Genomic DNA, 13,118 nt, shown 5'->3' with positions numbered 1-13,118 from the left:
GGGCGGGTCATTGCCGTGGCGCCGGGACTTGGTCCAGCAGTTGCTTGAGCACCTGGTCGACTTCCAGCCCGTCGATATCCAGCTCTGGGGCAATGCGCACCCGATGGCGCAGTACTGCCAGGGCGCAGCCCTTGATATCGTCCGGGGTGACAAACTCGCCACCGCGCAGCAAAGCCCGGGCCCGTGCGCCACGCACCAGGGCGATGGAGGCCCGAGGGCCCGCGCCGATGGTCAGGCCTGGCCAACTGCGGGTGGTGCGGGCCAGCCGTACGGCGTAGTCGAGTACCTGCTCATCCAGCGCCAGTTCACTGGCGATCTGTTGCAGCTGCAACACATCTTCGGCGTGCAGCACCGTTCTCAACGGTTGCACGTCGAGCATGTCGGCCCGGGATGAACGGGTGACTTCGCGCACCATGTCCAGTTCCTGCTGCGCCTCGGGGTAGTCCATGCGCACCTTGAGCATGAAACGATCCAGTTCGGCCTCGGGCAATGGGTAAGTGCCTTCCTGCTCGATCGGGTTCTGGGTGGCCAGTACCATGAACGGTTGGCCGATGGGCAGCGCCTCGCCTTCGAGGGTTACCTGACGTTCCTGCATGGCTTCCAGCAACGCCGCCTGGGTTTTTGCCGGAGCACGGTTGATCTCGTCAGCCAACAGCAGGTTGGTAAACAACGGCCCCTTGCGCAGCTTGAACTGTTCGGTATGCAGGTCGTAGACGGCATGGCCGGTCACATCGCTGGGCATCAGGTCCGGGGTGAACTGGATGCGTGCGAACTCGCCACCAAAACAGCGTGCCAGGGCTCGAACCAGCAAGGTTTTGCCCAAGCCGGGAACACCTTCCAGCAGTACGTGGCCGCCCGCGATCAATGCCGTGAGCACGTCATCGATCACCTGGTCCTGGCCGATGACCGCCTTGCGCAGTTCGACGCGCAAGGCCTGGGCCAGTTGGCTGGCGCGCTGGATCGGGTCTGCGGCTGGAAATTCGCTCATAGGGCATTCCTGAGGGTTTGCAGGCTAGCCACCTGACGGCTGAAATCGGCACTGGAGAGCCGTTTTGCCGGGAGTGGGCCGAGGGCCTGGCTGATGACGAGTGAGGGTTGGCGGGTCAGGCGTTCAAGCACCCGCGATTGTTCGGCAGTGTCGAGGTGTTCGAACCCGGGATGACGGCGCCTTGCAGTGCGTTGGATGTCGCGCTGCAAGGCTTGCAACAAGCTGTTTTGGCCGCTGCGGCGCAGCAGGAAGTCGGCACTGGCGTTCAAATGTTCCTGCAATTGCCGACGTGCCTTGGGGGCTGGTTGCCGGATCGGGCCCTGGCGCAGGCTGGCGTGCCATAACCCCAGGGCGATCAATGCGGCGAGTGCCACCAGGGCCTGGGGGAAATAGCGCAGCAACAGACTGAACAGATCCTCGACATCGGTGTTGAACAGCAGCGTGACCTGCGTCCCCTGACTCAGGTACCAAAGCAGCCAGGCGTTATCGTATTGACCAATGGCCGGGCTTTTCCACAGGTCGCTGTCGGTGACCACGGTCACACGGCCTTGCCCGAGGTTAATCTGCATCAGGTGCGTCGACTTGGCACTGTTGGCCGAGAATTGCGCCAGGTGCCTGGGGTCGGTGAGATTGAAGTCGGTGTCGAAGCTGAAATAGGCCGGGGCCGTTTCGTTGTCCACATAGAGTTTGGTCAGGTCCGGCGTTTTCTTTTTACGCGCGGGTGCTGGAGCGTCGAACTCTTCACTGAAGGATTGGTGTATCTGCACGCGGTCCAGCAGCAGGTCACCACTTTTACCGGTGTCGTCATCCCACAGTGCCTCTGCGACGAGCAGCAGGTGGCCGCCAGCCTGTGTCCATTGCAGCAATTGCTCGACCTGCGGTGGGCTCATGTTACTGCGCTCGCCCAGCAGCAACAGGCTGTTGCCTTTGGGCGAAAGACTGGCCAGCCGTTCCAGGCTGTTGGCGTGCTCCACCACTAGGCCTTGCTGGCGTAGAAAGTGTTCCGCCGCCAGGTAAGGGTTGGCGAGAGCTTCGGGCGAAGGGCCGCGATCGACCACTTCCTGATACGGGATCGCCTTGTGCCAGGCATAAAAACCGCCTGCTGCGAGCAGACCAGCCACGAGCAGTCCGACCCACAGCAATGGCCGGTTCATTGCACAGCTCCCGAGCCGAACAGGGCTCGCCAACTGCTGCATAGCTGTTGTTGCGCGAGGGCAGGCGGCAGGCGGTGGCCATAGGCAAGGTTTTGCCAGTAGCGGGTCAGCTCATCGCTGAACGCCAGCAACTGCGGCTGTTGCAGTTGGCGGATACGCTCCAGGACCTGGCCTTCCGTGTCGGCGTTTTTCAGCGGCAGGTTGAAGTCGTGCAGCAGTCGGCTGAGCAAGCCACGGTAAAGTAAGCCGAGGGCTTCCCGAGGCTGTGTCGCCCAGAGCTGTTCGGCGGTGCCGGCGATGTCTTCGGGCAAGGTGTCTGCCCCCAGTTCGAGGCCGAACAACTGCGAGGGAGCGGGCTTGGCAGCCTTCGGCTTGCGTAGGCTGCGGCGGCTGACAAAGGCATGCAGCCAGTCGCGATAGCGCCAGATCACCAGTGCCAGGCCACCCACCAGCAACCCCCAGAGCAGTACTTCAAGGCCCTTCGCGATGTGCTTGAACGAATCGCTGTTGAGGTTTTTCAGCAATGCTTCCAGCCAGGCCGGCAACTTACCGTCATCAGCCGGTTTGTTTTTGTCCGCCGCTTTTTCTTCGCCGAAACGGTAGCGGGTGACGGTCTCGGAGTTTTTGAACGGTGGCTGCTCCAGCAGCGCCTTGATCGACTGACTGGCCGATTGTGTACTCAGTTGTTTTTGGGGCGCCGGTTCATCGGCCCATGCCGATGGGAGCGCCGGAACCAGCATCAGCCCGATCACCAGCAGCAGGACCGGCGCCACACCGCTCAGGCGCTGGCGCAGTCGGCGGAACACCAGCTCCAGGTCCCAGGCTTCCAGTACGGTGCGGCGGTTCAGGTACAGGCTGAAACCGCAGGCGACATAGATAGGCTCCCAGAACACCAGGATCAGCGCGTAGAAGGCGTTGGTCAGGTGTTCCAGCCAGAGCCAGTCGTGCCCCGCTGTGAGCACCAGCTGTTGCCAGTCCCAGTCCCGTTCGACCTCTTGCGGCAGGAAAAAATAGAACACGGCCATCAACCCGAACCACAGGGCAATTTCCAGATGCACCCCGATCAGGGTCAGCCAGCGTGCGGCGCCGGCATTGCGTTGTTGCAGCACACCAAGACGTTGTTGGCGCGCCTGGCCTTGCAGGCCTTCGAGCTGGACCACCGGCATCACGGAGCTGCGGCTCAGGTTGAAGCGTCGCCAGGTCAGGCTGGCCAGCAGTTGGCCCTTGAGCAGGCGCGGCGAGTGGCGCAGGGCTTGTTTCAGGCTGGGTGTTTCGCCGAACAGGGCCTTGGACAGGATATACAGTGGCAGGCGGTCGAATGCCGGTTTCAACCACCAGAACAGTAACAACGCGGTGGAGGGATGATTCCACAGCAGCACGCTGAACAGCGCGAAGATCGGCAAGGTCACGATGGCCCAGCTGCTCATCAGCAGCAGCCGATGTTCGCGGGCCAGCAGGATGCCGAGGTCCATGGCTTCCCAAGAGGTACGCGGGCGGATCACGACGCTGGCATCACTCAGGCGCATGGCGGTTCCGTCCGGCAAACAGCAGGTAGGCGGCCATCAGCAACCAGAGGGTGGTGCCCACCAGGTACTTGATCCACGGCGCCACGGCATTGGTGGAAGACCAGTACGCCTCGATAAACGCGGCGATCAGCAGGAACACCATCACACCGCAAATCATTTGCACGCTTTTACGTGCGGCCAGTCGCAGGGATTCACCTCTCGTCAGTTGCCCCGGCGCAATCAACGCCCAGCCCAGTTGCAGGCCGGCCGCGCCTGCCAGGGCGATGGCGCTGAGTTCGAAGGCGCCATGGCCAATCACGAAAGACCAGAAGGTCTGGCCGTAGCCGATTTGTGTCAGGTGCCCGGCAACGGCACCAATGATCAGGCCGTTGAAGAACAGGAAAAACACGCTGCCCAGGCCGAACAACAGCCCGGCGGCAAAGGTCTGGAACGCGATGCCGATGTTGTGCATCACGTAGTAGCCAAACATCATCCAGTCTTCGCTGGAGGCACGTTCGGCTGCCCGGCCCAGGCGGCTGGCATCCGGGTCGTACATGCTTTGCATCTCAGCCACTTGTTGGGGGCTGACGATGCTGTAGATCAGGTCTGGATACAGGTACACCAGCAACGCGATGCCGATCAGGCTGCCAAAGAACAGCAGGCTGGCCGCCAACACGAATGGCCATTGCGCGCGAACCAGCCTGGGGAAGTCGGCCAGCAGGAAGCTCAGTACGTTTGCGCCCAACTGGCTGCGATGCCGATACAACTGCTGGTGGCCGCGCAAGGCAAGCTGCTGCAACGGGTCAACCAGGTAGCTGCTGTAGCCACGCTCCTGGGCCAGGGCCAGGTGCTGGCACAACTGCCGGTACTGATGAGGGAAGTCGGTGAAGTCAGCGCGCTTGGCGTTGCCTTTTTCAAGCTGTGTCAGTTGCGTGGCAAAGGCTTGCCATTGTGCTTGGTGGCGGCTTTCGAAAAGACTCTGCTTCATGCTGGCCCCAACAGTCCGCGAGCCACGCCGTTCAGTTCCGCCACGGCGCGGGCAGGGGAGACCTGCAGGGGCGTGGCCAGGATCGCGGCCAGTTCGTTGATTCGCTCGGCGGAGAGTTCGCCCTGGCGTTCGGCGAAGCTGAGAATCGCCCGTTGTTCGTTCAGCTCAAGGGCGAACGGCAGGCGCAGTGCCGGGGCTTGCGGCACCTGCGGACGGGAAAGTGGTTGTTCGCGATAGATCACCAGCGTCCCGGCCGCCAGGTCACCCAGGCGTTTGAAGTTGGGGTGTTGCAGGCAACTGATGGCGCCGAGGAAGTAGCCGAAGGGCAGCATGTCGACAAAACGCAGCAGGTTGCGGATCAGCGAGGCGGACCAGCCGATGGGCGTGCCGTCGTCCTGTACCACCCGCAGGCCCATGATCTGCTTACCGGGCGAGCAACCCTGATTAAGCACTTCGAACAGCACCATGTACCACCAACTGACGAGGAACAGCAGCAGCGAGCCCAGGCCAATGCCCAGGTTGCCAAGAAACGCGAGCGCGATGAACAGGATGCCGAGAATCAGGCCGCGCAACCCCAGGTCGAAGGCAAAGGCCAGTGAGCGAACCAGCAGGCCGGCCGGGCGCAGGGGCAGGTCGATGCCCTCCGGGGTCTCGATCTGGTAGCGGGTGTCCAGTGGCGCAGATGGCATCGCGGTCCTTGGCAGTGCGGCGCTGGCGCCTGGGCGGCAGCGGCGGGGTTGGAAAGACGGATGCTAGCAGTGTCGACGGTGGAAGCAACCACTCAACGATTTACTGAATGTTTGTACAGTGAACACAGCGCTGGCCCCCGGTGCCGTCAAGCGCCTAGACTTTGCCGGTCTTCAGCACAGGAATAGCCCGTGACCACCATTTTCTGGTACGACTATGAAACCACCGGCATCAACCCGCGTAGCGATCGCCCGCTGCAGGTAGCCGGTATTCGCACCGACCTTGAACTCAACGAAGTCGGGCCGCCGGTCAATCTCTACTGCCAGCCCAGCGAGGATATCCTGCCGCATCCGGCCGCCTGCGCGATTACCGGTATCACGCCCGGGGTGCTGGCGGAAAAAGGCCTGGCCGAAGCCGACTTCATGACCCGCGTACACGCCGAGCTGGCCACCCCGGGTACCTGCGGGGCCGGCTACAACACTTTGCGTTTTGACGACGAGATGACGCGCTACAGTCTGTACCGCAACTTTTTTGATCCCTATGCCCGGGAGTGGCAGGGCGGCAACAGCCGTTGGGATCTGATCGACGTGGTACGCACCGCTTACGCCCTGCGCCCGGACGGGATCGTCTGGCCGGAACAGGACGGGCGCGTCACCCTCAAGCTTGAGCGATTGACGGCTGCCAACGGCATTGATCACGGCCAGGCCCACGATGCCTTGTCCGATGTGCGCGCCACCATCGCCCTGGCGCGGTTGATCCGCGAGAAACAACCCAAGCTCTATGACTGGCTGTTTCAACTGCGCAGTAAGCAACGGGTGATGGACCAGATTCGTTTGTTGCAGCCGATGGTGCACATTTCCGGTCGATTTTCTGCCGAGCGTCATTATCTGGGCGTGGTGCTGCCTCTGGCCTGGCACCCGCGCAATCGCAATGCGTTGATCGTCTGCGACCTGGGGCTCGATCCCCAAGGGCTGTTGGACGAGGACGCCGATACGTTGCGCCGGCGGCTATATACCCGTCGTGACGACCTTGCCGAAGGTGAGTTGCCGGTACCGCTCAAATTGTTGCACATCAATCGCTGCCCGGTGGTCGCACCGTTGAGTGTGCTTCGGGCCCAAGACCGCGAGCGTCTGCAACTGGATATGGATGAGTGTGAGGCGCGGGCCCTGCGGCTAAGCGACGCACAGGAACTATGGCGCGATAAATTAGCGCTGATTTACGCCGAGGAAGATTTTGCGCCAACCGCTGATCCTGAGCAGCAGCTATACGATGGTTTTATCGGTGACCGTGATCGACGTTTATGTGAACAAGTGAGAGTCGCCGAGCCTGCGCAACTAGCGCGTCAGCAATGGCCTTTCGATGATGAACGTTTGCCTGAATTATTATTTCGCTATCGTGCGCGTAACTTCCCTGACACCTTGAATAGTGAGGAGCAACAACGCTGGAGAGTTTTCTGTCAGCAACGTTTGTCAGACCCGCAATGGGGCGCACCAAACACCCTTGAGGCTTTTAAGCAGGCGCGTCTTGAGTTGGCTGTTAGTGCTACACCGTTTCAGCAGCGGGTGCTTGATGAATGGCAGGAGTATGTTGACTCTTTAGCCGCACGAATGAGCCTGTAATCGGCACACAGGTAAAATACGGACAATAAAAAACGCCAGCTAGCTGGCGTTTTTTATTGCGTTGCGTATCACGCGGCGTCCTGGTGAGGCTTAGCCCAGCAGGGTAGCCCAGCCTTCAACCACGTCGCCGCCCCACTTGGCTTTCCACTCTTTCAGAGTCTTGTGGTTGCCACCTTTGGTTTCAATCACTTCGCCGTTATGCGGGTTTTTGTATTGTTTAACCTTGCGTGCACGCTTGGTGCCGGTAGTTTTTACGGCGCCACGTGGAGCTTTAACTTTCGATTCTGGATCCAGCAGCGCGATGATGTCACGCAGGGATTTGGAGTATTCGCCCATCAGGGTGCGCAATTTGCCTTCGAATTCCAGCTCGGTTTGCAGTTTGTCGTCTTGGGACAGGTTCTTCAAACGGGCTTGCAGCTCTTTGATAGCTTCTTCGGTGGCGCGGTATTCGTTGATCAGGGACATGAGGACTACCTTATGTAGGGCGCGGGGTGAAAGGGGATAGTGGCCCAATAATAGTCAGACAGTTTGCTCAAGTAAACATTTAAGACTGCATTTATGTAATTTACTTTGGTTGTTTGTGACAAAAGCGTGGAATTTAGTTAATTAGTAACGGCGACAGGCTAAAGATACTCTCGCTAAGTCTTGGCTTACTGCCTGAGTCCACGGGTTTGCACACATACAATGGGTAAAACCTTACGCTATTAAGGGGCAGGGCTGACGCTCGCGATCAGAATAACGGTTAAGGAATACTGCAGTTTTTCTGCGCAATCGCTAGAATGGCGGCCTTTGCGAAGTTCTGGAGTTTCCCCCTAATGCGCACTTTTCGGCTGGTGATTGCTTGCCCGGACCGGGTTGGCATCGTTGCCAAGGTCAGTAACTTTCTGGCTTCCCATAACGGCTGGATCACCGAAGCGAGCCATCACTCGGACAATCTCAGCGGCTGGTTTTTCATGCGTCACGAAATACGTGCCGATACGCTGCCCTTTGGTCTAGAGGCATTTCGCGAGGCATTTGCCCCGATCGCTGAAGAGTTCTCGATGACCTGGCGCATCACCGACACGGAACAGAAAAAACGCGTGGTCCTGATGGCCAGTCGCGAGTCCCACTGCCTGGCGGACTTGCTGCACCGCTGGCACAGCGACGAGCTGGACTGCGAGATTTCCTGCGTGATTTCCAACCACGACGACCTGCGCAGCATGGTCGAGTGGCATGGCATCCCGTACTACCACGTCCCGGTCAACCCGCAGGACAAAGAGCCGGCATTTGCCGAAGTCTCGCGCCTGGTCAAACAGCACGATGCAGACGTCGTGGTGCTGGCGCGCTACATGCAAATCCTGCCGCCGGAACTGTGCAGTGAATACGCTGGCAAGGTGATCAATATTCACCACAGTTTCCTGCCGTCGTTTGTGGGCGCCAAGCCGTATCACCAGGCATCCCTGCGTGGTGTCAAGCTGATCGGCGCTACCTGCCACTATGTTACCGAAGAGCTGGACGCAGGTCCGATCATCGAGCAGGACGTGGTACGCGTCAGCCATAGCGACAGCATCGAAGACATGGTGCGTTTTGGCCGTGATGTCGAGAAGATGGTGCTGGCTCGCGGCCTGCGCTATCACCTGGAAGACCGGGTGCTGGTGCACGGCAACAAGACCGTCGTGTTCTGATTGAAGTGTTTTGATTGAAGAATGAAGGGCCTGGGCGTTAAATCGCTACAGGCCCTTTTTCTTTGGCCACAGGTGAGGATTGGAGAATGAGCGATCCACTTGATAAAGCCACGTCCAAAGCTCCCGCGACGCTGGGAGAAGGTTGTTTGAGTCGATATGACCCGGATGACCTGAGCAGTGAGGACGGCACCGAGTTTTCAGGTGCCGCCGAGTTGTGGGAGCAACTGCAGGACACATCCGGTTCGCCGGAAGAACAGGCGTCAGCCGCTGCGCAAGGCTGCCACTGACGCTGTTGAATCAGATCCGGAAACTGCCCACCAGTTGTTTCAAGCGCGCTGCCTGTTGTTCCAGGTCGGAACAGGCACGCAACGTCGATTGCAGGTTTTCCACACCTTCCTGATTGAGGGTGTTGATCTCGGTGATGTCCATGTTGATCGACTCCACCACCGAGGTCTGTTCCTCGGTAGCGGTGGCGACTGACTGGTTCATCCCGTCAATCTCACCAATGCGCTGGGTCACGCTGTTCAGGCGCTCGCCCGCCAGGTTGGCGATTTCAACGCTGTCCTGACTGTGTCGCTGGCTTTCGCTCATGGTGCTGACCGAATCCCGCGCGCCGACTTGCAGCTCCTCGATCATCTTCTGCACCTGCTGCGCCGATTCCTGGGTGCGGTGTGCCAGGTTGCGCACTTCATCGGCCACGACCGCGAACCCGCGCCCGGCTTCCCCGGCCCGTGCGGCTTCAATCGCCGCATTGAGGGCCAGCAAGTTGGTTTGCTGGGAAATGCTGGTGATCACTTCCAGGATCTGCCCGATGTTCACCGTCTTGCTGTTAAGCGCTTCGATATTGGTGCTGGAGGCGCTGATCATTTGCGACAACTGGTTCATCGCCTTGATATTGCGCTCGACAACGTGTTGACCGTCTTCGGCCAAGTGCCGCGCATCGCTGGCCTGATTAGAGGCCTGGGCGGCGTTGCGGGCGATTTCCTGGGCGGCGGCCCCCAGCTCGTTGATGGCGGCGGCGACGCTGTTGGTGCGGTTGGCCTGCTCGTCGGAGTTGACCATCGAGGAGTTGGAGGCGCTGACCACCCGCAAGGCCACTTCATTGACGTGTTCGGTGGCCGAGGACACTTCGCGAATCGAGGTGTGAATCCGTTCCACGAAGCGATTGAACGCACTGCCTAGCACGCCGAATTCGTCGTGGTTCTGGATGGTCAGGCGGCGGGTCAGGTCGCCTTCGCCGTCGGCGATGTCTTCCATGGCGCGGGTCATGACGTGCAGTGGCTGCAGGAGAATGCGGATCAGCATGCCCAGCAGGGCGATGATGATGACCACGGCGATGATCGTGGCAATGATCGCCGAGGTGCGGAATTCGCTGAGCATGGCGAAGGATTTGTCTTTATCCACCGACAGGCCGAGGTACCAGTTCACCGAGGGCAGGCCCTTGATCGGGGTAAAGGTGACGATGCGGGTTTTGCCGTCTACGTCGACTTCACTGAAATCGCTGCTGATCTTCGGGGTGTTTTTTGGATAGACGTCAGCCAGGGTTTTCATCACCAGGTTTTTGTCCGGGTGCACCAGCACTTTGCCGTCGGCGCTGACCAGGAAGGCATAACCCATGCCGCCGAAGTTCAGCGCGCCGATGTTGTCCACCAGGGTTTGCAGGCTCAGGTCACCGCCCACCACGCCGACACTCTGGCCGGCTTTGCTGCTGGGGGTGGCAATGGAGATGATCAACTGGCCGGTGGCCGCATCAATGTACGGTTCGGTCAGGGTTGAGCCGTTGCTGCCCTGTGCGCCCTTGTACCAGGGGCGTACACGCGGGTCGAAGCCGTCGGGCATCTTGGTGTCGGGGCGGATCACGAAACCGCCTTTGCTGTCGCCCAGGTACGTGGCCATGAACGAAGACGTCAGGGCTTTCTGCTCCAGGAGGCTTGCGACGTTACTTGAATCCGGGTTGATGGCGATGTTCTGGGCGGCGCTTTCGATCAGCACAATGCGCCCGGTGAGCCAGGTCTGGATGTTGCTGGCGGTGACATCACCCATTTCATGCAGGTAGTTGTTCAGATCGTCGCGAATCGCATTACGCTGCAAGTAATCGTTGTAGAGGGTAAACAACGCAAAGGCGGCAATGACGATAAGAGCGGCGGCAAGCAGGATTTTATGGCTGAAACGCAGATTTTTATTCATGGCTTGTGGGGTCCGCTATGGTCTTAATATCCGATGCACGTCCTTTTGAGGCGCGCAAAATGGCTGCGTTAAAAAAAGTGTGATATTTCCATCTGCTCCTGCAGGAATTATCCGGCCCGTTTTTCTAAGACTTTTTGGGTCTCTCGCTCTAACTGTATCGACCACGCAGTGCTAAAGATTAACCATGGGTGACAAAATGCCTGACTCCTCGCAACTCATTATTGGTGCCGATCTTCAAGGTCAGCCGATCGCACAGTCGATGCGCCTGGCCAACCGCCACGGCCTGATCGCGGGTGCTACCGGCACCGGCAAAACCGTCACGTTGCAGCGTCTGGCGGAAGCCTTCAGCGATGCCGGCGTCGCGGTATTTGCCGCCGACATCAAGGGCGACCTCTGCGGCCTGGGCGCTGCGGCCAATCCTCAAGGCAAGGTCGCAGAGCGGATCGCCGGCATGCCGTTCCTTAATTACGCGCCCAAGGCGTACCCGGTGACGTTGTGGGATATCCACGGCGAGTCCGGTCATCCGCTGCGTACCACCATGAGTGAAATGGGCCCGCTGTTGCTCGGCAGCCTGTTGGAACTCACCGACAGCCAACAATCAGCGCTTTATGCGGCCTTTAAGGTGGCCGACCGCGAAGGCCTGTTGCTGCTGGACCTCAAGGACCTCAAGGCGCTGCTCAATCATTTGCGCTACCACCCGGAATTGCTGGGGGAAGATGCGGCGTTGATGACTACCGGTTCCAGCCAGGCATTATTGCGGCGCCTGGCGGTACTGGAGCAGCAGGGCGCCGAAGCGTTGTTCGGCGAACCGGCGTTGCAACTGGAAGATATCCTGCAGCCGGCCAGTGACGGCCGCGGACGCATTCACCTGTTGGACGCCAGCCGCCTGGTGCATGAGGCGCCGAAGGTGTACGCGACCTTCCTGCTCTGGCTGCTGGCCGAGCTGTTCGAGCAACTGCCGGAGCGCGGTGATGCGGACAAGCCGCTGCTCGCGCTGTTTTTCGATGAAGCGCATCTGTTGTTCGCCGATACGCCAAAGGCCCTGCAGGATCGCCTGGAACAAGTCGTGCGACTGATTCGTTCGAAAGGCGTCGGCGTGTATTTCGTCACCCAGTCTCCGGGGGATCTGCCGGACACGGTGCTGGCTCAGTTGGGCCTGCGCATCCAGCATGGGCTGCGGGCGTTCACCACTAAAGAACAGAAATCCCTGCGGGCCGTGGCCGATGGCTTCCGCCCCAACCCGGCGTTTGATGCGCTGGCGGTGCTGACCGAATTGGGTACGGGTGAGGCGCTGGTGGGAACCTTGCAGGAAAAGGGGACGCCTGAAGTGGTCCAGCGCGTGCTGGTGGCGCCGCCGCAATCGCGGATCGGGCCGTTGAGCGAAGCCGAGCGTGCGGCGTTGATTGCCAGTTCGCCGTTGCTGGGGCGCTATGACAAGCCGATTGACCGGGAGTCGGCGTACGAAGTGTTGATGGCGCGCAAGGACCTGGGGCCGCAAGCAGAGGCGACGCCCGCTGCTGAAGAACCGAGCTTTACCGACAAGGCCGGCGCGTTCCTGGGGACTACGGCAGGCAAGGCCCTGAAATCGGCGATGCAACAGGCGGCCAATCAGATGGGCCGGCAGTTGGTGCGCGGGTTACTGGGGTCGTTGTTGGGCGGCAGCAAGCGTAAATAACGATGCGATCAAATGTGGGAACGGGCTTGTTCGCGAAAGCGGTGGAACAGTCAATATATCCAGTGACTGACACGCCGCCTTCGCGAGCAAGCCCGCTCCCACACTTGGTTCTGCGCCGGGTCTCAGGTTTTGGGTTTGGCGTGAGCGGCCAGCCGCTCCAGTGCCGCGCGTAAATTCGGGTCGGTAATCCCGTCGGCTGTGGCCTGAATGGTTTCGGCCGCAATCTCCGACAAATCCATCGTATGCCCCACTGCACCTTGCGGTACGGTCGGCGGTTGTACTTTGAACTGGATGCGCGTCAGGCTGGCGAATTCATCGAAGGCCATCAATTGGCGCTGCAACCGTTTTTGCTGATAGCGCAGGCGCGTCGCCCAATGGCCGTCGGTGACGATCAGCAGCAGATTGCCTTCACGCCACGACGCCACGTGACAGTGTTCGCGGGCGGCGGGTTGCAGTTGGCTTTCTACCAGGCGTTGCAAATGACCAAGGCGTTGCGCATGGCCGAAGATGGCTTTTAAAGGCTTGGCTTCGCGAAGCAACACGGCGGGAGCTCGAGCCGTAAGAGGGCGAAATGCCATGACTAGACACCTTAAGTAACAGAGCGGCCATGGTAGCAGAAAGCGTCTGCACCGCCGCGCCCATTGCATTACG

The 13,118-nt window shown here is 60.0% G+C and carries 12 protein-coding genes and 1 pseudogene; 4 read left to right on the top strand and 9 right to left on the bottom strand.

What is annotated here, in order from left to right:
* Positions 1 to 7: 7 nt before the first annotated feature.
* From ACA046_RS25910 to ACA046_RS25890, 5 genes are read right to left on the bottom strand one after another with little or no spacing between them, the layout of a single operon-like run.
* On the bottom strand, positions 8 to 988 hold the full coding sequence (locus ACA046_RS25910) for an AAA family ATPase (protein WP_167664430.1): 981 nt from the start codon (positions 986 to 988) through the stop codon (positions 8 to 10).
* Positions 985 to 2,142: a DUF4350 domain-containing protein gene (locus ACA046_RS25905; RefSeq protein WP_497675242.1), complete on the bottom strand. Its 1,158-nt coding sequence runs from the start codon at positions 2,140 to 2,142 to the stop codon at positions 985 to 987. The genes ACA046_RS25910 and ACA046_RS25905 overlap by 4 nt, the downstream gene beginning before the upstream one ends.
* Positions 2,139 to 3,668, bottom strand: a complete 1,530-nt coding sequence (locus ACA046_RS25900) for a DUF4129 domain-containing protein (protein ID WP_459023366.1) — start codon at positions 3,666 to 3,668, stop codon at positions 2,139 to 2,141. Before ACA046_RS25900 ends, ACA046_RS25905 begins: the two co-directional genes overlap by 4 nt.
* A complete protein-coding gene (locus ACA046_RS25895; protein ID WP_459023364.1) occupies positions 3,655 to 4,635 on the bottom strand; it encodes a stage II sporulation protein M in 981 nt (326 codons plus the stop codon). Before ACA046_RS25895 ends, ACA046_RS25900 begins: the two co-directional genes overlap by 14 nt.
* A complete protein-coding gene (locus ACA046_RS25890; RefSeq protein WP_459023362.1) occupies positions 4,632 to 5,324 on the bottom strand; it encodes an RDD family protein in 693 nt (230 codons plus the stop codon). The genes ACA046_RS25895 and ACA046_RS25890 overlap by 4 nt, the downstream gene beginning before the upstream one ends.
* Positions 5,325 to 5,513: 189 nt before the next feature.
* On the opposite strand from ACA046_RS25890, the gene sbcB reads away from it, so the two are divergent.
* The gene (gene sbcB, locus ACA046_RS25885) at positions 5,514 to 6,941 is read left to right on the top strand and encodes an exodeoxyribonuclease I (protein ID WP_459023360.1); all 1,428 of its coding nucleotides are present in this window, start codon (positions 5,514 to 5,516) and stop codon (positions 6,939 to 6,941) included.
* 90 nt (positions 6,942 to 7,031) lie between these two features.
* On the opposite strand, the gene mvaT is transcribed toward sbcB, so the two are convergent.
* Positions 7,032 to 7,406, bottom strand: coding sequence for a histone-like nucleoid-structuring protein MvaT (gene mvaT, locus ACA046_RS25880; protein ID WP_005790963.1), 375 nt, complete (start codon positions 7,404 to 7,406; stop codon positions 7,032 to 7,034).
* Between the two features lie 350 nt (positions 7,407 to 7,756).
* On the opposite strand from mvaT, the gene purU reads away from it, so the two are divergent.
* Positions 7,757 to 8,605 (top strand): formyltetrahydrofolate deformylase, encoded by an 849-nt coding sequence (gene purU, locus ACA046_RS25875; RefSeq protein ID WP_003209762.1) that lies wholly within the window; start codon positions 7,757 to 7,759, stop codon positions 8,603 to 8,605.
* An 86-nt stretch (positions 8,606 to 8,691) separates the two neighbouring features.
* Positions 8,692 to 8,892 carry a hypothetical protein gene (locus ACA046_RS25870; protein ID WP_497675241.1) on the top strand — a complete coding sequence of 67 codons (201 nt, stop codon included), beginning with the start codon at positions 8,692 to 8,694 and terminating at the stop codon, positions 8,890 to 8,892.
* A gap of 10 nt (positions 8,893 to 8,902) precedes the next feature.
* Here ACA046_RS25870 and ACA046_RS25865 read toward each other — a convergent pair whose 3' ends face one another.
* Together ACA046_RS25865 and ACA046_RS25860 are read right to left on the bottom strand one after the other, a co-directional pair.
* Positions 8,903 to 9,667: a methyl-accepting chemotaxis protein gene (locus ACA046_RS25865; RefSeq protein WP_497677138.1), complete on the bottom strand. Its 765-nt coding sequence runs from the start codon at positions 9,665 to 9,667 to the stop codon at positions 8,903 to 8,905.
* A gap of 93 nt (positions 9,668 to 9,760) precedes the next feature.
* Positions 9,761 to 10,792 (bottom strand): annotated as a pseudogene (locus tag ACA046_RS25860) (HAMP domain-containing protein); the annotation flags it as partial.
* A gap of 196 nt (positions 10,793 to 10,988) precedes the next feature.
* On the opposite strand from ACA046_RS25860, the gene ACA046_RS25855 reads away from it, so the two are divergent.
* Complete coding sequence (locus ACA046_RS25855) at positions 10,989 to 12,467, top strand: helicase HerA-like domain-containing protein (protein ID WP_459023354.1); 1,479 nt, start codon at positions 10,989 to 10,991, stop codon at positions 12,465 to 12,467.
* A 122-nt stretch (positions 12,468 to 12,589) separates the two neighbouring features.
* Here the strand turns inward: ACA046_RS25855 and ACA046_RS25850 are convergent, their stop codons facing one another.
* Positions 12,590 to 13,045, bottom strand: coding sequence for a DUF721 domain-containing protein (locus tag ACA046_RS25850; RefSeq protein ID WP_008432358.1), 456 nt, complete (start codon positions 13,043 to 13,045; stop codon positions 12,590 to 12,592).
* Between the last annotated feature and the right edge of the window lie 73 nt (positions 13,046 to 13,118).

It is taken from the genome of Pseudomonas sp. LBUM1641, from assembly GCF_059716235.1.
Note: the sequence above shows the minus strand (reverse complement) of the source record. Positions and strands in the feature narration are given on the sequence as shown.

Coding starts and splice junctions, on each gene's coding strand:
- ACA046_RS25850 (WP_008432358.1), bottom strand. CDS start 13,045: ATGGCATTTCGCCCTCTTACGGCTCGAGCTCCCGCCGTGTTGCTTCGC.
- ACA046_RS25900 (WP_459023366.1), bottom strand. CDS start 3,668: ATGCGCCTGAGTGATGCCAGCGTCGTGATCCGCCCGCGTACCTCTTGG.
- ACA046_RS25890 (WP_459023362.1), bottom strand. CDS start 5,324: ATGCCATCTGCGCCACTGGACACCCGCTACCAGATCGAGACCCCGGAG.
- ACA046_RS25870 (WP_497675241.1), top strand. CDS start 8,692: ATGAGCGATCCACTTGATAAAGCCACGTCCAAAGCTCCCGCGACGCTG.
- mvaT (WP_005790963.1), bottom strand. CDS start 7,406: ATGTCCCTGATCAACGAATACCGCGCCACCGAAGAAGCTATCAAAGAG.
- ACA046_RS25910 (WP_167664430.1), bottom strand. CDS start 988: ATGAGCGAATTTCCAGCCGCAGACCCGATCCAGCGCGCCAGCCAACTG.
- purU (WP_003209762.1), top strand. CDS start 7,757: ATGCGCACTTTTCGGCTGGTGATTGCTTGCCCGGACCGGGTTGGCATC.
- ACA046_RS25855 (WP_459023354.1), top strand. CDS start 10,989: ATGCCTGACTCCTCGCAACTCATTATTGGTGCCGATCTTCAAGGTCAG.
- ACA046_RS25865 (WP_497677138.1), bottom strand. CDS start 9,667: ATGGTCAACTCCGACGAGCAGGCCAACCGCACCAACAGCGTCGCCGCC.
- ACA046_RS25905 (WP_497675242.1), bottom strand. CDS start 2,142: ATGAACCGGCCATTGCTGTGGGTCGGACTGCTCGTGGCTGGTCTGCTC.
- ACA046_RS25895 (WP_459023364.1), bottom strand. CDS start 4,635: ATGAAGCAGAGTCTTTTCGAAAGCCGCCACCAAGCACAATGGCAAGCC.